Source organism: Bradyrhizobium sp. KBS0727 (assembly GCF_005937885.2).
Taxonomy (GTDB): Bacteria; Pseudomonadota; Alphaproteobacteria; order Rhizobiales; family Xanthobacteraceae; genus Bradyrhizobium.
In genome coordinates, this window is sequence record NZ_CP042176.1 from 1,048,101 (window position 1) to 1,071,836 (window position 23,736).

Sequence of the window (23,736 nt, forward strand, 5' to 3'; positions counted from 1 at the left end):
GCTCCAAGGGGGATATCCAACGTGTTTTCAATGGACCTGCTGCTCGGTGCGGTGGTGCTGGGGGTACTGCTCGGCTGCTTCTATGCAGCCGTCAGCGTCGGGCTGTCGGTTTCGTTCGGGCTGCTCGACGTGCCCCATGTCGCGCATCCGGCGTTTCTGGTGCTGGCGTCCTATGGGGTATTCCTGCTCAACGACCGCTATGACATCGATCCTCTGCTGGCAGGACTTCTGATCACGCCGCTGTTCTTCGTGTTCGGCCTGGTCGCCTATCGGATTTACTACGAAATCTTCGAGAGGCGCGGCAGCGATGCCGCCGTCCGCGGCATCGCGTTCTTCTTCGGCATCGCCTTCATCATCGAGGTGCTGATCATCCTGCAGTTCGGCGTCGACCAGCAGTCGGTCTCGGCGAGCTATATCGGCAAGGCCTGGCGGTTCGGTGAGTTCCGGATCCCGATCCGGCAACTGGTCGCGTTTGCTGTCGCGCTGGGGCTGACGGTCCTGCTGGCGGTGTATCTGTCGAAAACCTTCATGGGCCGGGCGATCCGCGCCGTGGCGCAGGACGAGGAGGCGCTGCGGCTGATGGGCGCCAACCCGGTCCGGATCAAGCAATTCGCCTTCGGCATTGCCACGGCCGTGCTCGGCATGGCGGGCGCACTCCTGATCATCGTGGCGCCGGTCGAGCCGACGCTGGACCGCGCCTATATCGGGCGCACGTTCTGCGTGGTCGTGATGGCTGGGCTCGGCAGCATGACCGGCACGCTGGTTGCCGCCATCATCCTCGGCGTTGCCGAAACCATCGTGCTCACGCTGTTCGGGGCCTCCTGGGCGCCGGCGATCTCGTTCGCGATGCTGCTCGCGGTGCTCGCCATTCGGCCGCAAGGTTTGCTCGGCAGATGACCACACGACGCAACAGCATCGCCTTCTGGGCCGGCATCGCGGTCTTTCTCGTCGCCGTCATGGCGATGACGCAGATCGTCCGCAACGAATATCCGTTCTTTGCCGGCTATGTGATCCTGCAGTTTATCGTGCTCTCGGTCGCCTGGAGCATCCTCGGCGGCTATGCCGGTTACGTCAATTTCGGCACCAACGCCTTCTTCGGCGTCGGGGTCTACACCGCGGTGGCGTTGTTCAAGGTGTCCGGCGCGCCGCTCGTGGTGCAGATCGCCGCGGCCGCGGTCGTCGGCATGCTGCTCGGGCTTGCGGTCGGCCTGCTGACCTTGCGCATGCGGGGCATCTTCTTTTCGATCGCGACGATTGCGCTGGCGATCATCATCGAGACCACGGTCATGAACTGGCGGTTCGTCGGCGGCGCTGCCGGCATCCAGTTACAGCGGCCGCCGGTGATGGCGCCGTTCGACAGTTACGTGAAGATGCTGTTCTTCGTGCAGGGCGTGCTGGTGGTGATTGCGGTGGCGATCGCGCGCTATATCCAGAATTCCCGGATCGGCCGCGGCCTGCAGGCGCTGCGGGACGACGAACTCGCGGCGGAATGCACCGGTGTGCCGACGCTTAAACTCAAATTGGTCGCCTGCATGATCTCGGGCGCGCTGATCTCCGCGGCCGGCGCGCCGGCGGCGATGTATCTGCAATATGCCGACCCGTCGTCGGCCTTCAATCTCAGTTATTCGGTCTCGGTGCTGGCGATGGCGCTGATCGGCGGCACCGCGCACTGGATCGGCCCGGTGCTCGGGGCGATCCTGCTCGGCACCACGCAGCAGCTTCTGGCCGTCACCATCTCGTCCGAAGTCAACGTGCTGGTGCTCGGCATCATGCTGGTCGTGTTCGTGGTGGCGGCGCCCAAGGGCATTATCGGGCTGCTGCGGCCGCGCTACCGGTTGCGCGCGGGGGGCAGGACATGACGCAAGGTATCCCGTCAGTCGACGCGCCTCTGCTGCGGATCGGCAGCCTGACCAAGACCTTCGGCGGCTTCACCGCGCTCGACAATATCAGCGTCGATATCAGGAAAGGTGAGCGCTTCGGCCTGATCGGACCGAACGGTTCCGGCAAGACCACGCTGATCAACTGCATTTCCGGCGCGTTGCGTCAAAATGCCGGCAGCGTGATGTTCTGCGGCGAGGACATCACCCAATTGCCGCCGCACCTGCGCGCGCGCCGTGGCATCGCACGCTCTTTCCAGATTCCGCGGCCGTTCAAGAGCATGACGGTGCTGGAAAACCTCATGGTCGGCCTCGACTTCGCGTCAGCGCCCGGCGCTGCCGCCGCGGCCTTGCCGGAGGAAGAAGTCGCGATGTCGATCCTCGCGCGGATGGGGCTGGCGGCCAAGGCCGGCGCGCCGACCGATACGCTGAGCCAGGTCGAATTGCGCAAGATGGAGCTTGCGCGCGCCATGGCGATGCGCCCGAAGCTTTTGATTTCCGACGAAGCCATGGCCGGGCTGTCCCATTCCGAAGTCGACGAGGTGCTGGACCTCCTGATCAGCCTCGGCGACGAGGACATCACCATCATCATGATCGAGCACATCATGCAGGCGGTGATGCGCTTTTCGAAGCGGATGATGTGCCTCGATGCCGGCAAGATCATCGCCCTCGGCGCGCCGGACGAGGTGATGGCGAACCAGCGGGTGCAGGAGGCCTATCTTGGCACTTAGCCTCGCCATCGACGGCCTCCACGCCGGCTACGGCGCCGTCAAGGCGCTGCGCGGCGTCACGCTCGACGTCGAGGCCGGCGAGACCGTCGCGCTGCTCGGCACCAACGGCAACGGCAAGAGCACGTTGATGAAGTGCATCATGGGCCTGATCCGGCCGGAGCGCGGCGGCATATCGCTGACCATCGACGGCGTGGCGCATGACCTGACCAAACTCTCGACCGAACAGATCGTCGATCTCGGCGTGGCGCTGGTGCCGGAGGGGCGACGGCTGTTTCCCAAGCTGACGGTCACGGAAAACCTGATGCTCGGGGCCTTCCGCAAGGTCGCCCGCGGCACCATCGACCGGAACATCGCGCTGGCTTTCGAAACTTTTCCGGTATTGAAGGAGCGCGCCAACCAGCTTGCCGGCACCATGTCCGGCGGGCAGCAGCAGATGCTGGCGATCGCACGCGCGCTGATGTCGTCGCCGCGGCTCTTGCTGATCGACGAGCCGTCGGTCGGGCTGTCGCCGCTTCTGGTGTCGCAGACCATCGCCAAGATCGGCGAGCTCAAGGCGCGAGTCGGCCTGACGGTGCTGATGGCGGAGCAGAATTTCAATCAGGCCATCCGGATTGCCGACCGCGGCTACATCATCGTCCATGGCGAGATCGCGGTCGCGGCCCGGTCGGTCGACGAGTTGAAGGCCAACGACATCGTCAAGCGGCTCTATCTCGGCGGCGTCGCCTGACTGGTATGACCGCAGGATGAATTTGCTGGCGATGATTTGATCGTCTGCCGGTTTTACAGTCTCGCCTGCCGCTATCGGGTGCGCCATAATCCCTCCATCGCGCGAGTGCGCAGGCGACAAACGAGGGCAGCAATGAAGATCGACGACGTCAGGCGAACCGCTTATTCGATGCCGCTGACCAACCCGGCGTTTCCGCCGGCGCCCTATCGCTTCTTCAACCGCGAATATTTCATCATCACCTATCGCACCGATCCGGAGGCGCTGGCCGCCGTGGTGCCGGAGCCGCTCGAAATCGCCGAGCCGCTGGTCAAATACGAGTTCATCCGCATGCCTGATTCAACCGGCTTCGGCGACTACACCGAAACCGGGCAGGTGATCCCGGTGCGCTACAAGGGCGAGGACGGTGGCTACGTTCATTCGATGTACCTGGACGACGAAGCACCGATTGCCGGCGGCCGCGAGCTCTGGGGCTTTCCGAAGAAACTGGCGTCGCCTAAGATCGCGGTCGAGAGCGACGTGCTGGTCGGCACGCTGCATTACGGCTCGGTGCTCTGCGCCTCCGCCACCATGGGCTACAAGCACCGCGAGATCGACCACGACGCGGTGCTGAAGTCGATGAAGGCGCCGAACTTCATGCTGAAGATCATTCCGCATGTCGACGGCAGCCCGCGGATATGCGAACTGGTGCGCTATTATCTCGAGGACATCGCGCTGAAGGAGGCGTGGACCGGGCCGGGCGCGCTCGGCCTGTTTCCGCACGCGCTGGCCGACGTCGCGCGGCTGCCGGTGCGCGAAGTGGTTTCAGCCACGCATTTCAAGGCGGACCTGACGCTCGGGTTGGGGACGGTGGATTTCGATTATCTGGCGAAGTGACAGCAGTCATTCCGGGGCGATGCGAAGCATCGAACCCGGAATCTCGAGATTCCCCGGGGTGCAATTGCACCCCTGAGGTCTGGTCCTGCGGACCATCCCGGAATGACAACCAACCCCCTCAGTGCGCGCCCTTCAGCGTGCAGGAGGTGGAGCAGGTCGTGGTCACGCCGCGCTCGCAGGCGATGCAGACCGCGACGCACTGCTTCATGTCCTTGGGATTGTAGGCGCTGTAAAGCTGCCTGGTGCAGCTTTCGATCGAGCCGGTGACGTCGTTGTCGGGGGTGCAGGCCGCCAATGCGGCTGCGCACAGCACGATTGCGATGATGGCGCGCATGTTGCTCGCTCCGCTGAGGGAGCCGTCGCTCAAATGGAGCTGCGGCGACGGGCCTTGGCCCCCGCAAGAAATTCACCCCTCAGGATGGCGCGAACAGATTAAGCGACCGTTACGGCAGAATGCGCGGCGGGATCGGTAGTTCCACGCGGCCGATTGGCAGTCCCGGATGTGCGGCGCACACCCGGGATGATCTTCGGGTTCCCTAACGCACCAGCACGTTGCGGAACTGCCAGGGATCGGATGTATCGATGTCTTCCGGGAACAGGCCGGGCCGGTCCGATAGCGGCGTCCAGTCGGTGTAGTAGCCCTTCACCGGGCCGAGATACGGCATCTGGATTTCCAGCAGACGATCGAAATCCATCTCGTCGGCTTCGACGATGCCTTCGTTCGGGTTTTCCAGTGCCCACACCATGCCGCCGAGCACGGCGGAGGTCACCTGCAGGCCGGTGGCGTTCTGATAGGGTGCGAGTTTGCGGGTCTCTTCGATGGAGAGCTGCGAGCCGTACCAGTAGGCATTGTTGTCATGGCCGAACAGCAGCACGCCGAGTTCGTCGATACCGTCGACGATTTCGTCCTCATCGAGGATGTGGTGCTTTTCCTGCATCTTCGCTGCGCGGCCGAACATTTCATGCAGCGACAGCACGGCATCGTCAGCCGGATGATAGGCATAGTGGCAAGTCGGCCGATAGATCGTCGTGCCCGATGCGTCACGCACCGTGAAGTAATCGGAGATCGAGATCGACTCGTTGTGGGTGACGAGGAAGCCATACTGCGCGCCGCGGGTCGGGCACCAGGTGCGCACGCGCGTGTTGGCGCCGGGCTGCATTAGATAGATGGCTGCGCCGCAGCCAGCCTCGTGGGTATGCGCATTCTCGGGCATCCATTTTTCATGGGTGCCCCAACCGAGTTCGGACGGCTGCACGCCTTCCGACAGGAAACCTTCCACCGACCAGGTGTTGACGAATACGTCCGGCTCTTTCGGCGACTTGGAGCGCTGGGTGTCGCGTTCGGCGATGTGGATGCCCTTGATGCCAGCCTGCCGCATCAAGTCCGCCCATTCGGCTTTGGTCTTCGGCTTGGGGGCATTGAGCTTCAGATCAGCGGCGACATTGAGTAGCGCCTGCTTGACGAAAAAGGAGACCATGCCGGGATTGGCGCCACAGCAGGAGACGGCCGTCGTCGAGCCCGCGGGGCGCGCCTTCTTGGCGGCCAGCGTCACTTCGCGAAGGGCGTAGTTGGAGCGCGCTTCCGGGCCCTTCGAAGCATCGAAATAGAAGCCGAGCCAGGGCTCGTTGACGGTGTCGATATAAAGAACGCCAAGTTCGTTGCAGAGCTCCATGATGTCGGTAGAACCGGTATCGACCGAGAGATTGACGCAAAAACCCTGGCCGCCGCCTTCAGTGAGCAACGGGGTAAGCAAGTCGCGATAATTGTCCTTGGTCAGGCCCTGCTGGATGAATCTGACATTGTGCCTCTCGCAATGTGCCTTGCGGCCCTCGTCCTTGGGATCGATCACGGTGATGCGCGACTTGTCGTAATCGAGATGCCGCTCGATCATCGGCAATGTGCCTTTGCCGATGGAGCCGAAGCCGATCATGACAATGGGGCCGGTAATTTTCGCGTAGATCTGCGATGTGGGGGAAGGGGACATTGGCATTGGACTCCGGGAGAGAAGGCGAGCGCGCAAAAAGGCGCGTTCAGGGAAGGCAAGGTTGCAGTGGCTGGGGTGATCGTTGCCGATCGGTGTCAGGCGGTCAATTGGGTCCGCGAACGTCCAGGACGGTGAGCGATCGCTGTTCGCCCGACGGCGTTTCGAAGCTGATGGCCTGTCCGGCCGACAGCCCGATCAGCGCGGCGCCGATCGGGGTCAGAACCGAGACGCGGCCGGCGTCGATGTCAGCCGCGTTCGGATAGACCAGCGTGACCTGCTTCTGCAAGCCCGTCGCGTCGTCGCGGAAGGTCACTTCGGATTCCATCCCGACGATTCCCGGGAGCGGCGCCGTATCGGGAACGACCGTCGCGCGTTCGATTTCCCGGGCGAGGAATTCGGCCGTGGCCGAAAAGGTCTCGGCGGAAGCGTCGGCGAGATGGCCGAGCCGTTCGCGCTCCGCCTGTCGGATCTTGATGGGAGGAAGCTGTGTGCGAGGCAAATGGGGCATGGTTTTTCACGGTTATTCGGACGCGTCATGCCGACGGCATGAAGCGATCAATACTGGACAGGTGTGACGTTGCGGTGAGTTTAAATCGCAGGCAATCGAAAACCCGGACGGGGCAAAGCTCTCCGTCCGGGCTACCTTCCTGCGAGAAGGTGACCGGCGCGCAGCAACAATCGTTTGCTATGCAGGCTCATCATGATGTCCTGAACCTAGGTGCGTTGCCGGCAAAGTCAACCGGCGAGGCGATGTGGTATTCGGTCGCGTAACCAGCCGACCGGCGGATTTCAGGCGCGGCGCTTGGCCGTGACTTCGATTTCAACTTTCATCTCCGGCTTCAGGAGAGCTGCGACGACCAGCAGCGTCGCGGCCGGCCGGATGTCGCCGAGGACCTCGCCGCAGACGGCGAAGTGGGCGTCCGCATCCGCAGCATCGGTGAGGTAGTAGGTGGCGCGGACGATGTCGGCCATCGCGAAGCCGCCCTCTTTCAGCGCGGCCTCGATGGTCTTGAAGCAGTTGCGTGACTGGCTGGTGACATCCGCCGGCATGGTCATGGTCGCATAGTCGTAGCCGGTGGTGCCGGCGACAAAGGCGAAATCGCCGTCGATCACGGCGCGGCTGTAGCCGGCGGTCTTTTCAAACGGCGAGCCAGTGGAAATCAGACGTCGGGGCATCGGGACCTCGATCCGGGGAATGATCCGAAAAAGCGGGTTTCGCGCGGTTTAGGGGCTTTTCCCCTGATCGCGCAACCCCGCTTCAGGCCGCGTGCGGCACCGGCAGCAGCGCCTTGCGGGCGCGAGCTGACCGGGCTTTAAGCGCCGGCTTGCCGGTCGCGGTGATCATGCCCCAGGCGCCGTCGAGCGCGCCCTCGCGCAGTTCAAGGCCGAGCAGCCGGTCGCGCTCGAACGGGCCGGGCAGCAAAAGCTCTCCGGTCTTCGCGCCCGAGAAGCCGAAGCGGGCGTAGTAGGGTGCATCACCGAGCAGAATGACCGCGCGATGGCCACGCGCCTTCGCCGCCGCGAGCGCGTGGTCCATCAGCGCAGCCCCAGCACCGAACTTGCGGGAGGATGCCTCTACCGCGAGCGGGCCGAGCATGAGCGCCGGCTTGCCGCCGACGCTGACGTGCCACAACCGCACGGTGCCCACCAGGCGGCCTCGCACCAACGCCGATAAGGCAAGGCCTTCGGCGGGCGCACGTCCGTCACGCAGGCGCTGGCAGGTGCGGTTAAGGCGATTCTCGCCAAAGCAGGCATCCAGCAGCGCTTCACGCGCAACGACGTCCGATGCCCGTTCCGCACGGATCGCGAACGGAGCGGCATCGGAGGTGAGGGCGATGGTGGTCTTCCGCAAAGCAGTCATGGCACGTCAGTCCCCACTCCCACGGCCGGTCCGGCCGCGGAGCGTTGTCGAAAATTCGCAAACGAAGGGAGTGGGAGCCGGCGCACCGGCTCCCGTTATTCGAACCTCACGAAGAGGCTGTTCAGATGTGGTAGGTCCGCAGCGGCGGGATGCCGTTGAACGCCACCGACGAGTAGGTCGAGGTATAGGCCCCGGTGCCTTCGATCAGCAGCTTGTCGCCGATCTCGAGCGTCACCGGGAGCGGATACGGCATCTTCTCGTACAGCACGTCGGCGCTATCGCAGGTCGGGCCTGCGAGCACGCACGGCGTCATCTCCGCGCCGTCATGCGGCGTGCGGATGGCGTAACGGATCGACTCGTCCATCGTCTCGGCGAGGCCGCCGAACTTGCCGATGTCGAGATACACCCAGCGCACCTCGTCCTCGTCGCTCTTCCTGGAGATCAGGACGACTTCGGTCTCGATGATGCCGGCATTGCCGACCATGCCGCGTCCCGGTTCGATGATGGTTTCCGGGATCTGGTTGCCGAAATGCTTGCGCAGCGCACGGAAGATCGACCGGCCGTATTGCACGACCGGAGGAACGTCCTTGAGGTACTTGGTCGGGAATCCGCCGCCCATGTTGACCATGGACAGGTTGATTCCGCGCTCCGCGCAGTCACGGAACACCGTCGAGGCCATCGACAGCGCACGGTCCCACGCCTTCACCTTGCGCTGCTGCGAGCCGACGTGGAACGAGATCCCGCACGGCTCCAGGCCCAGGCGCTTGGCGAGGTCGAGCACCTCGACCGCCATCTCCGGATCGCAACCGAACTTGCGCGACAGCGGCCATTCGGCGCCTGCGCAATCATAGAGAATGCGGCAGAACACCTTGGCGCCGGGGGCGGCACGGGCGATCTTTTCGACTTCGGCGGCGCAGTCGACCGCGAACAGGCGAATGCCGAGCGCGAAGGCGCGCGCGATGTCGCGCTCCTTCTTGATCGTATTGCCATAGGAGATGCGGTCCGGCGTCGCACCTGCGGCCAGCGCCATTTCGATTTCGGCAACCGTCGCGGTGTCGAAGCACGAGCCCATCGAGGCCAGGAGCGACAGCACTTCCGGCGACGGATTTGCCTTCACCGCGTAGAACACGCGGCTGTCCGGCAAGGCCTTCGAGAAGGTCTGGTAGTTGTCGCGCACGACTTCGAGGTCGACCACGAGGCACGGCTCGGTGTCCTGGCCCTCGCTGCGGCGGTTGCGCAGGAATTCCTGAATACGTTCGGTCATAGCACTCTCCCAAACGGCCCAGCGACGGGGATCCGTTCAAAAAATTGATGTCGGATATGAGTGCCCGGCCCAATTGCGCGATGGAGGCGCAACGAAGCCAAAAGACTCAGATCAGACTGTGCTGCCGTGGATTGGTTGGGAATTTTCCCGCCCGCACACCTGGCAATGAAGGACAAGCCTTTTCAGTAGCCCGCGCCGGCGTTGGAATGCCGGTAGAGACCAAAAAAGCCCGATCCGTCGTTGCTTTAAGTCGCGTCCCCCGTTGAGAGCGGGGTGCGCCGGTTCGCCTCCGGCTGCCAGTCACGGTTGCAAAGGATGCAGAGACCTTCAACGGCATCTCTTGAGAGAGATGCTGGCCACTCGAGCTCGACTAACTCAAGCTTGAATGACCCTCGGTTCTTCATCCCTTGGCGGCTGTCCGGCCTCTTGTCCGGATACCTACCGACTGACACACGACCACAGGCACGTGCGAAATTGGGCAAAAGTGCAAATAAGGGTTTTGAGTCCGCTTCGCAACATTTTTTTTAGGTTGATGACAGATTTACCTAACACCTGCTTACAGCAGCGGGCTCGCGAGCTGTCAGCGACGCCGAACATGAATGGATGTTAAGATTTTGTCGGCAAGCGCGCTTGCGTTCGTGCCTGTGCCGCAGCGGTTTCTCGGATTCGCAAATCAGGCGCGCCTGGCCCGCTTGAAAAACGGCTCGATGCGCTGGGCCGCGCGGATGAAGGCCACCATGATCAGCACGCCGAGCGCAAACAGCACGGCCTGCAGGATGTGCGCGCCGGTGTCGTCGAGCCCGAACAGAATCGCGAGCGCCCAGCCGCCGGCAAACGCCGCGCCGAACACCTCCGCGCCGATCAGGATCGCCGCCGAGATCACGGTGACGACGCTCGGCCAGACGATCTCGCGGGTGGGCTTGGAGGCGGGCAGTTGGCTCATCGATCAGGTCCTGTTTGAGGGCCGCAATCTCTCCGAAAAGCCTCCCGCTATCAAGCGTAAAAGGCCCAAAAATGCCGCATCGCGTGATATAGATTGCCGCAGATTTCAGGCGTTTCGGGTCAAGGAAACGCGTCAAAACCAAGGCGGAAGCCTGAACGGGCTTCACGGCCGAAATGGGAATTGTGATGTCAGAACCCCTGCAGAATACGGGCAATCCGGAAGCCAACCCGCTGCTGCGGCCGTGGCAGACGCCGTTCGAGACCCCGCCCTTTGCCGAGATCGCGCCCGAGCACTTCCTGCCGGCCTTCGAGCGGGCCTTTGCCGACCATTCGGCCGAGGTCGCGGCGATCAGCCACGACCCTTCGGCGCCCGACTTCGCCAACACCGTCACGGCGCTGGAGCGCTCCGGCAAGCTGCTCTCGAAGGTCTCGGCGGTGTTCTACGACCTGGTCTCGGCGAACTCCAACCCGGCGATTCTGGAGATCGACAAGGAGGTCTCGCCGCGGATGGCGCGGCACTGGAATCCGATCATGATGAACGCGGTGCTGTTCGGCCGCATCGCGCTGATCCACAACAACCGCGCCTCGCTGGGGCTGACCGGTGAGCAGATGCGGCTCTTGGAGCGCACCTACAACAACTTCTACCGCGCCGGCGCCGGCCTCGACGAGGCCGCCAAGGCGCGCCGGGCCGAGATCAACGAGCGGCTGGCGGAGCTCGGGACGTCCTTCAGCCACCATCTGCTCGGCGACGAACAGGACTGGTTCATGGAGCTCGGCGAGGACGATTTCGGCGGCCTGTCGGAGGCGTTCATCGCGTCGGCGAAGGCTGCGGCAGAAGAGCGCGGGCTCGCCGGCAAGGCGATCGTGACGCTGTCGCGCTCCTCGGTCGAGCCGTTCCTGAAGAGCTCATCCCGCCGCGACCTGCGCGAGAAGGCGTTCCGGGCCTTCACCGCGCGCGGCGACAACGGCAACGCCAACGACAACAACGCGACCATCGTCGAAATTCTCAGCCTGCGTGAAGAGGCTGCCAAGATCATGGGCTATCCGACCTATGCCGCTTACCGGCTGGAGGATTCCATGGCCAAGACGCCGGACGCCGTGCGCGGCCTGCTGGAGCGGGTCTGGAAGCCGGCGCGGGCCCGGGCACTGGCCGACCGTGACGCTCTGCAGGCGCTGATCGCGGAGGAGGGCGGCAACTTCTCGCTCGCCCCGTGGGACTGGCGCTACTACGCCGAAAAGCTGCGCCAGCGCCGCGCCAATTTCGACGACGCGGCCATAAAACCCTATCTGGTGCTCGACCACATGATCGAGGCCGCCTTCGACTGCGCCACCCGCCTGTTCGGCGTCACCTTCTCCGAGCGCAAGGATGTCCCGGTCTGGCATCCCGACGTCCGGGTCTGGGAGGTGAAGGATGCCGGCGGCCAGCACAAGGCGCTGTTCTATGGCGACTACTTCGCCAGGCCCTCGAAGCGCTCCGGCGCCTGGATGACCTCGCTGCGCGACCAGCAGAAGCTCGACGGCGATATCGCGCCGCTGGTGATCAATGTCTGCAATTTCTCCAAGGGCGCCGGCAGCGAGCCGTCGCTGCTATCGCCCGACGACGCGCGGACGCTGTTCCACGAGTTCGGCCACGGCCTGCACGGCATGCTGTCTGATGTGACCTATCCCTCGCTGTCGGGGACGTCGGTCTTTACCGACTTCGTCGAGCTGCCCTCGCAGCTCTACGAGCACTGGCAGGAGCAGCCGCAGGTGCTGCGGCAATTCGCCAAGCACTACCAGACCGGCGAGCCGCTGCCGGATGACCTGCTCCAGCGTTTTCTGGCGGCGCGAAAATTCAACCAGGGCTTTGCCACCGTCGAGTTCGTCTCCTCGGCGCTGGTCGACCTGGAATTCCACACCCAGCCGGCCGCCGCCAGCCGCGACGTGCGGGCGTTCGAGAAGGCCGAGCTGGAAAAGATCGGCATGCCCGCGGAAATCGCGCTGCGGCACCGGCCCACCCAGTTCGGCCATATCTTCTCCGGCGATCACTATGCGTCCGGCTATTACAGCTACATGTGGTCCGAGGTGATGGACGCCGACGCGTTCGGCGCCTTCGAGGAGGCCGGCAACATCTTCGATCCCGCCACCGCCAAACGCCTGCTCGACGACATCTATTCGTCGGGCGGTTCGGTGGACCCCGAGGATGCCTATGTCGCCTTCCGCGGCCGCGAGCCCGAGCCCGACGCGCTGTTGCGCCGGCGCGGCCTGCTCGAAACATCAGAGGCGGCGTGAGCTTACGCAATATGGAGCAAGGGATATTGGATCGTCATTGCGAGCGCAGCGAAGCAATCCACCTCGCGGCAAGGCAAGTGTGGATTGCTTCGTCGCTTCGCTCCCTTGCACAAACGCTTTGCGTTTGTTGCAGGCAATGACGGGAAAGGCCGGGTTCAGTTTGCCACAGAAATCAGCGATAGGCAGGCTGCTGTGCCTGCTGCTTGTCGCGACGGCCGGACTTGCTCTCGGCCTATCCTCCGCAAAAGCCCATCCGCATGTCTGGATCACGGCCAAAAGCCGGGTGATCTACGCGCCCGACGGCTCGGTCTCGGGCGTGCGCCATGCCTGGACCTTTGACGACATGTTCTCGACCTATGCGCTGCAGGGCATCGAGCAAAAGACCAAAGGCGCCTACAGCCGCGAGGAGCTGGCGCCGCTGGCGCAGACCAACGTGGAATCGCTGAAGGAGTTCGGCTTCTTCACCTTTGCCAGGGCCGACGGCAGCAAGCAGCGATTCCTCGAGCCGGTGGATTACTTCCTCGAATTCAAGGACAGTCTGCTGAGCCTGCATTTCACGCTGCCGGCGAAGACGCCGTTCAAGGCGAAGCAACTTGTGTTGGAGGTGTTCGACCGCGCCTTCTTCATCGACTTCAAATATGCCGACCAGGATCCGGTGACGCTGGTCGGCGCGCCCGCCGCGTGCCGGATGCAGTTCCAGCGGCCCAATGACGGCTCTGCCGCCGCGCAAAAGCTCGGCGAGCAGGATTTTGCCGGCGGCGAGGGCGGCAATTTCGGCCTGATGTTCGCCAACAAGATCACGGTGGATTGCCCGTGATGTCACGCAGGGCCTTCGCACGCGGTCTGGCGACCGGCGTAGCGGCGCTTGCCGCCGTTTTCGTTCTCGACGGCGCGCTGCATGTCCTGCTGGCGCAGAATCCGTTCGGCGGCCCGCGGCCGGCCGCCGCCGAGCCGCAGGTCGGCGGCATCGTCGGATGGCTGCTGGCAAAACAGTCGGAGTTCTATCGTGAAATGTCTTCGACGATCCGCGCCGCGAAGTCGGACGGCTCAGCGGTCGGGACGCTGCTGGCGATCTCGTTTGCCTACGGGATCTTTCACGCCGCCGGCCCCGGCCACGGCAAGGCCGTGATCTCGTCCTACCTCGTCGCCAACCGCGAGACCGCGCGGCGCGGCATCGCGCTGTCGTTTGCCTCGGCGCTGCTGCAGGCGCTGGTAGCGGTGGTGGTCGTCGGCGTCTGCGCGTGGCTGCTCAATGCCACTGCGAAAACGATGTGCGGGGCCGAGAAGGCGATCGAGATCTTAAGCTACGCCCTGATCGCGGCGTTCGGCGCCCGCCTGGTCTGGACCAAGGGCGGCGGTTTTATGCGCGCGCTGCAGGCGAAGCCGGAGCCGGCGATGGTCGCGGCCCATGACCGTCATGATCATGATCACGCGCACGGCCACGGCCATCATCATCACGATCATGGACATGACCACGATCATCACCACGACCATGACGCGCATGTGCATGACGAGCATTGCGGCCATTCGCACGGGCCGACGCCGGATCAGCTCGCCGGCCCGGGCGGCTGGCGGCGCGGTTTTGGCGCGATCTTCGCGGTCGGCTTGCGGCCCTGTTCGGGCGCGATCCTGGTGCTGGTTTTTGCTTTGGCCCAAGGCCTGTTCTGGGCCGGCATCGCCGCCACCTTCGTGATGGGCCTCGGCACCGCGATCACGGTCGCCACCATCGCCGTGCTCGCGGTCTCCGCGCGAGGCCTCGCCCAGCGCCTCAGCGGCGGCAGCGACGGCCGCGGCACGCTGGTCATGCGCGGCATCGAATTCGCCGCGGCGGGCCTGGTGCTGCTGTTCGGGCTAGGATTGCTGTTCGGCTATCTCGCGGCCGAACGGGTGACGTGTTTATGATATGTCGTCATTCCGGGGCGATGCGAAGCATCGAACCCGGAATCTCGAGATTCCGGGTCTGGTCCTTCGGACCATCCCGGAATGACCAAGAGAAGTGCCGGAGTCCCCATGTCACGCGACCAATTCTGGTTCTTCCACCCCTTCCGGGTGCGCTACTCCGAAATCGACGGCCAAGGCGTCGTCTTCAACGCGCATTACCTGACGTATTTCGATACGACCATCACCGAGTATTTTCGTGCGTTGGGGTACGATCAGTTTGCCGACGCCAAGGCGACCGGTATCGACTTCCATGTCGTCAAATCCCTGATCGAGTACAAGGCGCCGGTGCTGTTCGACTGGGAATTGGACGTCGGCGCCAGGGTGGCGCGGATCGGCAATTCAAGCCTTACGTTCGAACTCGCGATCTATCTGAAGGGCAGCGGTGAGGCGCTGGTGACCGGCGAAATCGTCTGGGTCTACACCGACCAGAAATCCCATCGTCCGGTCCCGATCCAGAAATCGATCCGCGACCTGATCGCGACGCGGGAGCAACGACTGTGAGTTTCTTCGAGCGTCTCAAGACAGCCGCGTCGGCCGAGTGGCGGGCCTACACCGGGCATCCCTTCACCGACGCGATGGCCGACGGTTCGCTCCCTGAGGCGGCGTTCCGTCACTACCTCGTTCAGGATTATCTGTTCCTGATCGAATTTGCCCGGGCCTACGCGCTCGCGATCTACAAGTCACCAAGCCTCGCCGATATGCGGGAGTCGGCGGGGGGTCTTTCGGCCATCCTCGACGTCGAGATGGACCTTCACATCAAACTCTGCGCCGGCTGGGGGCTGTCGCCAGGCGATCTCGAACACGCGCCTCCCGCGGTCGAGATGCTGGCCTATACGCGCTATGTGCTGGATGCGGGAATGCGCGGCGATCTGCTGACGCTCAAGGTGGCGCTGGCGCCTTGCGTGATCGGCTATGCCGAGATCGCGACGCGGCTCGCCTCGCGGCCCGGGGCACTTGCGGCAACGAATCCGTACAGCGTCTGGATCTCGGAATATGCCGGCGCGCCATACCAGGAGGTCGCAGAGAATGCGCGCGCGCAACTGGAGAGTCTGGCTGATCGCTACGCCACGCCGGCCCGCGAGGCGGAACTGATCGCGATATTCAGGGAAGCCACCCGGCTTGAGGCCGATTTCTGGCAAATGGGTTGGCGCGTAAGGTCGTGAGTCGCCCTCGCTGGCAAGAGCGGTGCGAAGGAAATGCCTGCGACAAAATAACCCGACGGGCAAATCGCCAAAAGTCTGTCCAGCCCTTCACGCAAAAATATTTCGCTGGCGCCGTCGGGCAAATCAGTCGTTCAACTCCGGCCATCCTGTCCCACCAGAGGGGCGTTGGCCATCGTCGCAAACGAGGGGCAGGGAGCGGTGGACGCGAAGGCTGCGACTGACGAGCGCGGCACTTGCGTACGGTGAAATCGTTTGGGTCCGACGCCCCGGTGCTGGCGTCAAGTCGGCGGGAGCGAAAGCTTCCAATGATGATGGTGGCAAGAAAGCCGGTCACCAGGACGATCACGTATAAGCCGTAAAGCCATTGCGCAGGGAAGGCCGGATGCCTCCGCCAAACCTGTATGCTTGCGTGCACATTCTTGTTGCAACTATCGCACGCAAGACCGCGGGTGCGGCGCGCACCCGGTCTTCCCTGCGCCCTCTATCTTTCGAGGGCAAACGAAATGCAAAACTCCGGGCAGAACATGCCGCGAGAACGCACTCCGCTGTCATCGTCCGCGAAGGCGGACGATCCAGTATTCCCGAGACAGCGATGATTGAATCGATAGGCCGCAGCGTACTGGATACCCCGCATACGCGGGGTATGACGTTGCGTGACTGGACTCCGCCCCTCATCCTGAGGAGCCGCGAAGCGGCGTCTCGAAGGATAGGCCACGGGCCACATGGTTCGAGACGGCGCTGCGCGCCTCCTCACCATGAGGAGCTACCCCGGCAAATACGCCTTGATCGCCGGCAGAAAGAAAATCGCGACATTGATCACAAACCCGATGTTCCACAGGATCGATCGCAACCGCGGGCGGTTGCCGAGATAGGTGAAGACATAGGCGATCCGCACGATCAGGAACAGCACCGCCAGTTCGTCGATCAGGCGCTGCGGCCCGAGGCGAAATTCCGCCAGCAGGACGGCCGCCGCAAAGAACGGAAAGGCCTCGATCCCGTTAAGGTGGGCGCCCAGCGCGCGGGCGCGGATGGCGTCCTCGTAAAACGCCGGGTCGCGCGGCCTGGCATTGTCATATTTGCGAAAGCCGATCCATTTGACCGGCACGATGGTCAAAAGATACAGCGCCACCGCCCCGAAAACGCAGAATTCGGCGACTGTCATCGTCCCTCCCGCCCGCGGCAATCTGGTGAAGCGTACCGAACGGAGGCCAATCTTGACAAGGATGGTGCAACGCGCGAAGCCACTGAAATCATGACCGTGGTCGTTCCCATTGGAAGCGCGAAGCCTGAGCCGGCCGCCCGGCCGGAACGTGTCGGCGTGCTGCTGGTCAATCTCGGCACGCCCGACACGGCGGATGCCCGGGGCGTGCGGGTCTACCTGAAGGAATTCCTCTCCGACCCGCGCGTGATCGAGGATCAGGGCCTGAAGTGGAAGCTGATCCTCAACGGGATCATCCTGCGCATCCGTCCCCGCCGCAAGGCCCGCGACTACCGGAAGATCTGGAACACCGAAAAGAACGAGTCGCCGCTGAAGACGATCACGCGCGCGCAGGCCGAGAAGCTCGCGGCTGGCATAGCCGACCATGACCACGTCGTTGTCGACTGGGCGATGCGCTACGGCAATCCCTCGATCCGATCGCGCATCGACGCACTGACCGTGCAGGGCTGCGACCGCCTGCTGGTGGTGCCGCTCTATCCGCAATATTCGGCAGCGACCTCGGCAACCGTCTGCGACGAGGTGTTCAAGGTGCTGGCCGGCATGCGCGCGCAGCCGACGCTGCGGGTGACGCCGCCTTATTACGACGATCCTGATTACATCGACGCGCTCGCGGTCTCCATGTCAGCGTATCTGGCGACGCTGCCGTTTCAGCCCGAGCTGATCGTGGCGTCGTATCACGGCATGCCGCAGACCTATGTCGACAAGGGCGATCCCTATTACGCGCAGTGCGTTGCAACAACGGACGCGTTGCGGAAGCGCATGGGGCTTGATGCCTCCAAACTGATGCTTACGTTTCAGTCGCGCTTCGGCTTCGACGCGTGGTTGCAGCCCTATACGGACAAGACCATCGCGCAGCTTGCCAAGGATGGCGTGCGGCGCATCGCCGTCGTGACGCCCGGCTTCTCCGCCGATTGCCTGGAGACACTGGAAGAGATCGCGCAGGAAAATGCCGAGATCTTCAAGCACAGTGGCGGCGAGCAATTTTCCGCCATCCCTTGCCTCAACGACAGTGAGCCCGGCATGGACGTCATCCGCCAGCTCGTGCTGCGCGAGCTGCAAGGCTGGATCTGAGGATGGATCTAAGGCTGGATCTGAGTCTGGATTTGACGATTATGTGAAGCCGGCGGCTTCATCAAGGAAACGAGGCACTTGGCCGCGGTTCAGGGCGGGTACATCTGGCGGCCCCGAAACTCCCCCTTACCTGTACTATAGCGTTTTCGAGCGAAGTGGGCACCGGTTCGCGTAAAGAAAACGCGTCAAAACAAAAGAGTAGAGCCCGGTTCTGATTCAATCAGAACCGATAAGGCTCTAACGACGTTGTACTGAACCGGCGCGGCCGGCATTCAGACCAATAATAATACGTCCGCGGACATTGGTGATGCGGCTTTGGAGGACTTTATGACTGGTTTCGACATTTTCGCGATTGCGTTTGTACTGCTCGTCATCGTCACGCTGTTCGCGGGCGTCAAGACGGTGGCGCAGGGCTACGACTGGACCATCGAGCGGTTCGGAAAATACACCCGCACACTGTCGCCGGGACTAAATATCATCGTTCCCTATTTCGACCGCGTCGGGCGCAAGATGAACATGATGGAGCAGGTGATCTCCATTCCCGAGCAGGAAGTGATCACCAAGGACAACGCCACCGTGACGGTGGACGGCGTCGCCTTTTTCCAGGTGTTCGACGCCGCCAAGGCCAGTTACGAGGTGTCCAATCTCGATCAGGCGATCATCGTGCTGACCATGACCAACATCCGTTCGGTGATGGGTTCGATGGATCTCGACCAGGTGCTGTCGCATCGCGACGAGATCAACGAGCGCCTGCTGCGCGTGGTCGACGCCGCGGTGTCGCCGTGGGGGTTGAAGGTCAACCGCATCGAGATCAAGGATATCGTGCCGCCGGCCGACCTGGTCGAGGCGATGGGACGTCAGATGAAGGCCGAGCGCGTCAAGCGCGCCGACATCCTGCAGGCGGAAGGCCAGCGCCAATCTGAAATTCTTCGCGCCGAAGGCGCCAAGCAGGGCCAGATCCTGCAGGCCGAAGGCCGCAAGGAAGCGGCGTTCCGCGACGCCGAGGCCCGCGAGCGCTCGGCCGAGGCCGAAGCCAAGGCGACGCAGATGGTCTCCGACGCGATCGCCAAGGGCGACGTCGCCGCGCTGAACTATTTCATCGCCGACAAGTACATCAAGGCGTTCGGGCAGTTTGCGGATTCGCCGAACCAGAAAATCCTGATGCTGCCGATGGAGGCGACCGCGATACTCTCGTCGCTCGCCGGCATCGGCGAAATCGCCAAGGCCACCTTCGGCGAAAGCGCGGCTTCCGCTGCGGCCGCCGCGCGGCGCGGTTCGGTGCCGCCAGCCGGCCCGACCCCGCCGCCGCCGTTCACGCCGCAGCGGTGAGGCTTTTCATTACCGCTCCCCGGAAGGAGAGCGGGGCGATACCGAGAAGGCAAATTTGAAGGGTCGTGTCATGGCCGAGATGTTTTCGACGTTAGGCACCTGGAACTGGCTGATCTTCGGCTTCGTCCTGATGGCGCTGGAATTGCTCGCGCCGGGTGTGTTCCTGTTCTGGCTCGGGCTCGCCGCTTTGCTGGTCGGGTTGTTGTCGTTTGCGATCAACCCGGCGTGGCAGACGCAGCTCTTGATGTTTGCGGTATTCGCGGTCGCTGCCGTGCCGGCGTGGCGTTATTTCGCGCGCAGCGCTTCCAGCCACAGCGTCAGCAATCCCTTTCTCAACAAGCGGACCGAAGCCCTGATCGGCCGGGTGTTCACGCTGGAAAAGCCGATCGTCAACGGCTCCGGCACGGTGCGGATCGACGACACCATCTGGCGCGTTGCCGGGCCGGACACGCCGGCTGGCAGCCGGGTCAAGGTCGTGCAGGCCGACGGTGCCAGCCTGACGGTGGCGGCGGCCTAGTTCGAACCGCTGATATGTTTGCTCCAGCGCTCCGCAAAACGGGTGAGGGGAAGGAAGGTCTGCTCCAGTTCGCGGCCCAGTGGTGTCAGGCGGTAGCCGTCGCCTTGTTCGAGTTCGACCAGGCCGGCTTCGCGCAGCTCGGTCAGCCGGGCCTGGACGATGGTCGGCGAGGCGTCGTCGCAGGCGGTGCGCAGCGCGCGCGAGGTCAAGGGAGCGTCGCGCAGCTCCCAGACGATCCGCAAGGTCCAGCGCCGGCCGAGCAGATCGAGCAGCGCCATGATCGGCCGGCCCGACCGGGAGCCGCGGACGGCCTGTTTCTTCGGGATGGAGGCCGGTTTTGCCATCGAAAGCCCTCTTGCGGATTGCTACATATATTGTAGCGTAGTGCTACGTTAAGTGTAGCACAGGAGTTGGTGATGTCCCAGACCATGTCGCGCCTCGCGCCGCTGGCGCCGCCTTATGCACCTGAAATCCAGGCGCAGTTCGACCGCGTCATGCGTGGCGCGCCGCCGCTGCTGCTGTTCCGCGTGATGGCGGGTCACGCCCGCGCCTGGGAGAAGTTCCGGGCCGGCAGCCTGCTCGATCGCGGCCCGCTGTCGTTGCGGGAGCGCGAGATCGTCATCGATCGCACCTGCGCCCGAACCGGTTGCGAATACGAATGGGGCGTACATGTCGCGACGTTCGCGGAAGTCGCGCACCTGACCGACGTCCAGATCCGCGCCACCGTGGTTGATAACGCCGATGCCGCCTGCTGGTCGGCCGCCGAGCAGGCGCTGATCGCGGCTGTCGACGCACTGCACGACCGCGCGACGCTGACCGATGCCGAGTTCAAGGCGCTGTCGTCGCATTACGACGAGGCGCAGATTCTCGAGATCATCATGCTGTGCGGATTCTATCGCACCGTGTCGTATCTGGCGAACACGCTGGCGCTGCCGCTGGAGGAGAAGGCGGCGCGGTTTCCGAACTAAGCCACCCCGGCCCGCAGCAAATCGTGCAGATGCACGATGCCGACCGGCTTGCCGGCGTCGGTGACGATCAGCGCTGTTATCTTCGAGGAGTTGAGAATCTCCAGCGCCTCGCTGGCCAGCATGTCGCGGCCGATCGTTTTCGGATTACTCGTCATGACTTCGTCGACGCTGGCGGTCATCAGGTCGGAGCGCATGTGGCGGCGCAGGTCGCCGTCGGTGACGATGCCGGCGATATGGCCACGTGCGTCGGTGATGCCGACGCAGCCAAAGCCCTTCGACGTCATCTCGACCAGCGCATCCGACATCTTGGTGCCGAGCGGCTTCAGCGGCACGCTATCGCCGGCATGCATGAGGTCGCGGGTGTATTTCAGCAGCGCGCCGAGCTTGCCGCCGGGATGCAGCACGCTGAAATCGACCGAGGTGAAGCCGCGGCCTTCCAGCAGCGCGATCGCCAGCGCATCGCCGAGCGCCAGCATCATCAGCGAGGAGGTGGTGGGCGCGAGATTATGCGGGCAGGCCTCGCGCGCCTTCGGCAGCGTCAGCGCGACGTCGGCAGCCTTGGCGAGCGAGGATTCCCGCTCCGCGCTGATCGCGATCACCGGAATCCGGAAACGCTTGGCGTAGGTGATGAGATTCTTCATCTCCGGCTGCTCGCCGGACCACGACAGCGCCAGGATGACGTCGTCGGCGGTGATCATGCCGAGGTCGCCGTGGCTCGCTTCCGCGGCATGGACGAAAAACGCCGGCGTGCCGGTCGAGGCGAACGTCGCGGCGATCTTGCGGCCGATATGGCCGGACTTGCCGAGCCCGGTGACGATCAGCCGTCCCTTGGCGTTTTTGATCCGGTCGGCGGCCGCGACGAAGGGCGCCCGCAGATCGGACTGCAGCGCCGCCGTGATCGCGGCGATACCGCTTCCCTCCGCATCCAGCGTGCGCAGGGCGGACTGGATGGCGGTGTCAGCGTGATCGGTGCCGGATGATTGTGCCATCAGCGGATTCGGATTGGCCATGTCTGCCTTGAGAAGATGTCTGCTTCCAGGGAGGAGGGGCTCAGCCCCCGGACCCCTCCTTAGCATGGCCCGCGCGGTGATGCGACGCGCAGCCGGCCGCTCTCAACGGCTCATTAACCATAATTGTTTTAACTCCATTAACGACGTTTTCCGCGGCATTCGGGGCTCGTCATTTAAGTATCTGACGTTGTTGGGGTATTTTTTATCGTGATGGCGGGTCCAGCAAGGGTCCGAAGCCTGCGCGCGCGTCCCGTTGGCGCGGCCTTGTCGTGCCTCGCGATGATCGCCCTGAGCGGAACCCGGGTTCATGCCCAGACCGTCACCCCCGACCTGTTCAGTTCGACACGCTCGAGCCAGATGACATCAGCGGATTCGCCGTTGCGCCGGACCAGCGCCGATGCCGCCGACCGCACCGGCGATGCCACCAGCGACACCCGGTTGCGCGATCAGGACAGGCCCGCGCCGTCACGGATCGGACAGATCCCGCGTTATGGCACGGCCGCCGCCAGCGGCGCGGCGGACTGGGGCTACGACTCGCTCAACCGCAAACGCAAGCAGCCGAAATATTATCCGGGGCAGGTCAAGCCGAAGCCGCCGGTCGGGCCCGGCAATCCGCCACCACCGCTGGCGTCAGGCGCGCCGCGGCTTTCGGTTCCGCCGTCGCAATCCGCCAACAAGACCCCGATCGCGCCCGCGATGGCCGGCACCGTGGTCGGACAGCCGTTGCGCAAGCGGCTCAAGGTCGACGACGATCCGTTCGGCGCGGTCGGTGATTACGCCGGCAGCTTCCTGATCAAATCGGCGCTCGAACTCTCGGCCGGCTATGACACCAACCCGGCCCGCACGGCGGTGCCCCGCGGATCGCCGTTCTATGTGGTCGCACCCGAATTCCTCGCCGTCTCCGACTGGGAGCGCCACGCGCTGGTCGCCGACTTGCGCGGATCCTTCACCGGCTACGGCAACACCTTTCCGCCGCCGGCCGACGGCACGGTCTCGCCGGCGCCGGTCAATCTCGATCGTCCGGATTTCATCGGCCATGTCGACGGCCGCCTCGACGTCACCAACGATACCCACCTGCTGGCGCAGACGCGGCTGCGGGTCGCGACCGACAATCCCGGCAGCCCGAACATCCAGGCCGGTCTCGCCAGATATCCGGTCTATGCGTCGTTCGGCGGCACCTTCGGCGTCGACCAGAATTTCAACCGGCTGCAGATTTCCGCCGGCGCCACCGTCGACCGCACCGCCTATACCGACTCCAAGCTGACCGACGGCACCTTCTCCACCAACGACGACCGCAACTTCAACCAGTTCGGCGGCATCGGCCGCGTCAGCTACGACCTGATGCCCGGCATCAAGCCGTTCATGCAAGTCGAGGGCGACAGCCGCGTCCATGACCTCAGGCTCGACCGCAACGGCTATGCGCGCGACTCCAGCGGCGGTTACGTCAAGGGAGGCACCAGCTTCGAGTTCTCGCGGCTCTTGATCGGCGAAATCGGCGTCGGCTACGCCGCGCGCGATTATGTCGATCCCAGGCTCATCCGGCTCGAGGGCCTTTTGGTGTCATCCTCGCTGATCTGGACCGTGACGCCGCTGACGACGGCCAAGTTCTATTCCGACACCGGGATCTCGGAAACCACGCTGCCCGGCACTTCGGGCGTGCTGACGCATACCTACACCGTCGAAGTCGATCATGACTTTCGCCGCTGGCTGACCGGGATCGGCAAGTTCACCTGGGGTTCGCTCGACTATCAGGGCGACAGCCGCTACGACAAGTTCTACTCGCTGTCCGGCGACGCGATCTACAAGATGAGCCGCAACCTCTGGCTCAAGGGCACGCTGCGCCGCGATTGGCTGGATTCGAATTTGCCGGGCAACAGCACGGCGTCGACGATCGTGATGCTGGGCGTGCGATTGCAGAATTAGCTGTTGTCATGCCCCGCGAAGGCGGGGCATCCAGTACGCCGCAGCTTCGCGATGTTTCACGGAT

25 protein-coding genes are annotated in these 23,736 nt (G+C 63.8%); 15 read left to right on the forward strand and 10 right to left on the reverse strand.

The features are described from left to right. Nucleotides 1-30: 30 nt before the first annotated feature. From FFI89_RS04930 to FFI89_RS04950, 5 genes are all read left to right on the forward strand, one after another. Entirely contained in the window at nt 31-897 is an 867-nt protein-coding gene (locus tag FFI89_RS04930) for a branched-chain amino acid ABC transporter permease (RefSeq protein WP_246669477.1), read from the forward strand. Then, nucleotides 894-1,859, forward strand: coding sequence for a branched-chain amino acid ABC transporter permease (locus FFI89_RS04935; RefSeq protein ID WP_138833429.1), 966 nt, complete (start codon nt 894-896; stop codon nt 1,857-1,859). The genes FFI89_RS04930 and FFI89_RS04935 overlap by 4 nt, the downstream gene beginning before the upstream one ends. Next, complete coding sequence (locus FFI89_RS04940) at nt 1,856-2,608, forward strand: ABC transporter ATP-binding protein (RefSeq protein WP_138833431.1); 753 nt, start codon at nt 1,856-1,858, stop codon at nt 2,606-2,608. The genes FFI89_RS04935 and FFI89_RS04940 overlap by 4 nt, the downstream gene beginning before the upstream one ends. Further along, a complete protein-coding gene (locus FFI89_RS04945; RefSeq protein WP_138833433.1) occupies nt 2,598-3,335 on the forward strand; it encodes an ABC transporter ATP-binding protein in 738 nt (245 codons plus the stop codon). Before FFI89_RS04940 ends, FFI89_RS04945 begins: the two co-directional genes overlap by 11 nt. Before the next feature lie 132 nt (nt 3,336-3,467). After that, nucleotides 3,468-4,208, forward strand: a complete 741-nt coding sequence (locus FFI89_RS04950) for an acetoacetate decarboxylase (RefSeq protein ID WP_138833435.1) — start codon at nt 3,468-3,470, stop codon at nt 4,206-4,208. Between the two features lie 118 nt (nt 4,209-4,326). Here FFI89_RS04950 and FFI89_RS04960 read toward each other — a convergent pair whose 3' ends face one another. From FFI89_RS04960 to FFI89_RS04995, 7 genes are all read right to left on the reverse strand, one after another. Further along, a complete protein-coding gene (locus tag FFI89_RS04960) occupies nt 4,327-4,542 on the reverse strand; it encodes a hypothetical protein (protein ID WP_138833437.1) in 216 nt (71 codons plus the stop codon). Nucleotides 4,543-4,744: 202 nt separating this feature from the next. After that, nucleotides 4,745-6,193, reverse strand: a complete 1,449-nt coding sequence (locus FFI89_RS04965; protein ID WP_138833439.1) for a homospermidine synthase — start codon at nt 6,191-6,193, stop codon at nt 4,745-4,747. 103 nt (nt 6,194-6,296) lie between these two features. Beyond that, entirely contained in the window at nt 6,297-6,701 is a 405-nt protein-coding gene (rnk, locus tag FFI89_RS04970; protein WP_138833441.1) for a nucleoside diphosphate kinase regulator, read from the reverse strand. Between the two features lie 281 nt (nt 6,702-6,982). Then, the gene (locus FFI89_RS04975) at nt 6,983-7,369 is read right to left on the reverse strand and encodes a RidA family protein (RefSeq protein WP_138833442.1); all 387 of its coding nucleotides are present in this window, start codon (nt 7,367-7,369) and stop codon (nt 6,983-6,985) included. Nucleotides 7,370-7,451: 82 nt separating this feature from the next. Further along, the gene (locus FFI89_RS04980; RefSeq protein WP_138833444.1) at nt 7,452-8,054 is read right to left on the reverse strand and encodes a GNAT family N-acetyltransferase; all 603 of its coding nucleotides are present in this window, start codon (nt 8,052-8,054) and stop codon (nt 7,452-7,454) included. A 121-nt stretch (nt 8,055-8,175) separates the two neighbouring features. Further along, the gene (locus FFI89_RS04985) at nt 8,176-9,318 is read right to left on the reverse strand and encodes a type III PLP-dependent enzyme (RefSeq protein ID WP_138833446.1); all 1,143 of its coding nucleotides are present in this window, start codon (nt 9,316-9,318) and stop codon (nt 8,176-8,178) included. 673 nt (nt 9,319-9,991) lie between these two features. After that, nucleotides 9,992-10,261, reverse strand: coding sequence for a hypothetical protein (locus FFI89_RS04995; RefSeq protein WP_138833448.1), 270 nt, complete (start codon nt 10,259-10,261; stop codon nt 9,992-9,994). Between the two features lie 185 nt (nt 10,262-10,446). Between FFI89_RS04995 and FFI89_RS05000 the strand changes: the two genes are divergently transcribed. The 5 genes from FFI89_RS05000 to tenA all read left to right on the forward strand — a co-directional run bounded on the left by FFI89_RS05000 (nt 10,447) and on the right by tenA (nt 15,635). Next, entirely contained in the window at nt 10,447-12,531 is a 2,085-nt protein-coding gene (locus FFI89_RS05000) for a M3 family metallopeptidase (RefSeq protein ID WP_138833450.1), read from the forward strand. 178 nt (nt 12,532-12,709) lie between these two features. Then, a complete protein-coding gene (locus FFI89_RS05005; protein WP_246669478.1) occupies nt 12,710-13,348 on the forward strand; it encodes a DUF1007 family protein in 639 nt (212 codons plus the stop codon). Then, the gene (locus FFI89_RS05010; RefSeq protein WP_138833454.1) at nt 13,348-14,433 is read left to right on the forward strand and encodes a nickel/cobalt transporter; all 1,086 of its coding nucleotides are present in this window, start codon (nt 13,348-13,350) and stop codon (nt 14,431-14,433) included. Before FFI89_RS05005 ends, FFI89_RS05010 begins: the two co-directional genes overlap by 1 nt. Nucleotides 14,434-14,541: 108 nt before the next feature. After that, nucleotides 14,542-14,973 (forward strand): thioesterase family protein, encoded by a 432-nt coding sequence (locus FFI89_RS05015; protein ID WP_138833456.1) that lies wholly within the window; start codon nt 14,542-14,544, stop codon nt 14,971-14,973. Then, nucleotides 14,970-15,635 (forward strand): thiaminase II, encoded by a 666-nt coding sequence (tenA, locus tag FFI89_RS05020; protein WP_138833458.1) that lies wholly within the window; start codon nt 14,970-14,972, stop codon nt 15,633-15,635. The genes FFI89_RS05015 and tenA overlap by 4 nt, the downstream gene beginning before the upstream one ends. 763 nt (nt 15,636-16,398) lie before the next feature. On the opposite strand, the gene FFI89_RS05025 is transcribed toward tenA, so the two are convergent. After that, nucleotides 16,399-16,797 carry an MAPEG family protein gene (locus FFI89_RS05025; protein WP_138833460.1) on the reverse strand — a complete coding sequence of 133 codons (399 nt, stop codon included), beginning with the start codon at nt 16,795-16,797 and terminating at the stop codon, nt 16,399-16,401. 90 nt (nt 16,798-16,887) lie between these two features. Between FFI89_RS05025 and hemH the strand changes: the two genes are divergently transcribed. The 3 genes from hemH (at nt 16,888) to FFI89_RS05040 (ending at nt 19,771) form a co-directional block, all read left to right on the forward strand. Beyond that, entirely contained in the window at nt 16,888-17,925 is a 1,038-nt protein-coding gene (gene hemH, locus FFI89_RS05030; RefSeq protein WP_138833462.1) for a ferrochelatase, read from the forward strand. Nucleotides 17,926-18,252: 327 nt separating this feature from the next. After that, nucleotides 18,253-19,254, forward strand: a complete 1,002-nt coding sequence (locus FFI89_RS05035; RefSeq protein WP_138833464.1) for an SPFH domain-containing protein — start codon at nt 18,253-18,255, stop codon at nt 19,252-19,254. 70 nt (nt 19,255-19,324) lie between these two features. Continuing rightward, complete coding sequence (locus FFI89_RS05040; protein ID WP_138833466.1) at nt 19,325-19,771, forward strand: NfeD family protein; 447 nt, start codon at nt 19,325-19,327, stop codon at nt 19,769-19,771. On the opposite strand, the gene FFI89_RS05045 is transcribed toward FFI89_RS05040, so the two are convergent. Next, nucleotides 19,768-20,115: a helix-turn-helix domain-containing protein gene (locus FFI89_RS05045; RefSeq protein ID WP_138833468.1), complete on the reverse strand. Its 348-nt coding sequence runs from the start codon at nt 20,113-20,115 to the stop codon at nt 19,768-19,770. The genes FFI89_RS05040 and FFI89_RS05045 overlap by 4 nt on opposite strands. Before the next feature lie 72 nt (nt 20,116-20,187). Here FFI89_RS05045 and FFI89_RS05050 point away from each other — a divergent pair, with 72 nt between their 5' ends. After that, entirely contained in the window at nt 20,188-20,739 is a 552-nt protein-coding gene (locus FFI89_RS05050; RefSeq protein ID WP_138833470.1) for a carboxymuconolactone decarboxylase family protein, read from the forward strand. On the opposite strand, the gene FFI89_RS05055 is transcribed toward FFI89_RS05050, so the two are convergent. Continuing rightward, entirely contained in the window at nt 20,736-21,749 is a 1,014-nt protein-coding gene (locus FFI89_RS05055) for an SIS domain-containing protein (RefSeq protein WP_138833472.1), read from the reverse strand. The genes FFI89_RS05050 and FFI89_RS05055 overlap by 4 nt on opposite strands. A 210-nt stretch (nt 21,750-21,959) precedes the next feature. On the opposite strand from FFI89_RS05055, the gene FFI89_RS05060 reads away from it, so the two are divergent. Continuing rightward, entirely contained in the window at nt 21,960-23,672 is a 1,713-nt protein-coding gene (locus FFI89_RS05060; RefSeq protein ID WP_138836095.1) for an outer membrane beta-barrel protein, read from the forward strand. Nucleotides 23,673-23,736 lie beyond the last annotated feature (64 nt).

What these genes read in the sequence shown, in the direction of transcription:
- FFI89_RS04985 (WP_138833446.1), bottom strand. Translation starts at nt 9,318, where the DNA reads ATGACCGAACGTATTCAGGAATTCCTGCGCAACCGCCGCAGCGAGGGC.
- FFI89_RS05000 (WP_138833450.1), top strand. Translation starts at nt 10,447, where the DNA reads ATGTCAGAACCCCTGCAGAATACGGGCAATCCGGAAGCCAACCCGCTG.
- rnk (WP_138833441.1), bottom strand. Translation starts at nt 6,701, where the DNA reads ATGCCCCATTTGCCTCGCACACAGCTTCCTCCCATCAAGATCCGACAG.
- FFI89_RS04980 (WP_138833444.1), bottom strand. Translation starts at nt 8,054, where the DNA reads ATGACTGCTTTGCGGAAGACCACCATCGCCCTCACCTCCGATGCCGCT.
- FFI89_RS04995 (WP_138833448.1), bottom strand. Translation starts at nt 10,261, where the DNA reads ATGAGCCAACTGCCCGCCTCCAAGCCCACCCGCGAGATCGTCTGGCCG.
- FFI89_RS05035 (WP_138833464.1), top strand. Translation starts at nt 18,253, where the DNA reads ATGACTGGTTTCGACATTTTCGCGATTGCGTTTGTACTGCTCGTCATC.
- FFI89_RS04960 (WP_138833437.1), bottom strand. Translation starts at nt 4,542, where the DNA reads ATGCGCGCCATCATCGCAATCGTGCTGTGCGCAGCCGCATTGGCGGCC.
- hemH (WP_138833462.1), top strand. Translation starts at nt 16,888, where the DNA reads ATGACCGTGGTCGTTCCCATTGGAAGCGCGAAGCCTGAGCCGGCCGCC.
- FFI89_RS05045 (WP_138833468.1), bottom strand. Translation starts at nt 20,115, where the DNA reads ATGGCAAAACCGGCCTCCATCCCGAAGAAACAGGCCGTCCGCGGCTCC.
- FFI89_RS05055 (WP_138833472.1), bottom strand. Translation starts at nt 21,749, where the DNA reads ATGGCCAATCCGAATCCGCTGATGGCACAATCATCCGGCACCGATCAC.
- FFI89_RS04965 (WP_138833439.1), bottom strand. Translation starts at nt 6,193, where the DNA reads ATGTCCCCTTCCCCCACATCGCAGATCTACGCGAAAATTACCGGCCCC.
- FFI89_RS05050 (WP_138833470.1), top strand. Translation starts at nt 20,188, where the DNA reads ATGTCCCAGACCATGTCGCGCCTCGCGCCGCTGGCGCCGCCTTATGCA.
- FFI89_RS04930 (WP_246669477.1), top strand. Translation starts at nt 31, where the DNA reads ATGGACCTGCTGCTCGGTGCGGTGGTGCTGGGGGTACTGCTCGGCTGC.
- FFI89_RS05010 (WP_138833454.1), top strand. Translation starts at nt 13,348, where the DNA reads ATGTCACGCAGGGCCTTCGCACGCGGTCTGGCGACCGGCGTAGCGGCG.
- FFI89_RS05040 (WP_138833466.1), top strand. Translation starts at nt 19,325, where the DNA reads ATGGCCGAGATGTTTTCGACGTTAGGCACCTGGAACTGGCTGATCTTC.
- FFI89_RS04940 (WP_138833431.1), top strand. Translation starts at nt 1,856, where the DNA reads ATGACGCAAGGTATCCCGTCAGTCGACGCGCCTCTGCTGCGGATCGGC.
- FFI89_RS05015 (WP_138833456.1), top strand. Translation starts at nt 14,542, where the DNA reads ATGTCACGCGACCAATTCTGGTTCTTCCACCCCTTCCGGGTGCGCTAC.
- FFI89_RS04975 (WP_138833442.1), bottom strand. Translation starts at nt 7,369, where the DNA reads ATGCCCCGACGTCTGATTTCCACTGGCTCGCCGTTTGAAAAGACCGCC.
- FFI89_RS05025 (WP_138833460.1), bottom strand. Translation starts at nt 16,797, where the DNA reads ATGACAGTCGCCGAATTCTGCGTTTTCGGGGCGGTGGCGCTGTATCTT.
- FFI89_RS05060 (WP_138836095.1), top strand. Translation starts at nt 21,960, where the DNA reads ATGGCGGGTCCAGCAAGGGTCCGAAGCCTGCGCGCGCGTCCCGTTGGC.
- FFI89_RS04935 (WP_138833429.1), top strand. Translation starts at nt 894, where the DNA reads ATGACCACACGACGCAACAGCATCGCCTTCTGGGCCGGCATCGCGGTC.
- FFI89_RS04950 (WP_138833435.1), top strand. Translation starts at nt 3,468, where the DNA reads ATGAAGATCGACGACGTCAGGCGAACCGCTTATTCGATGCCGCTGACC.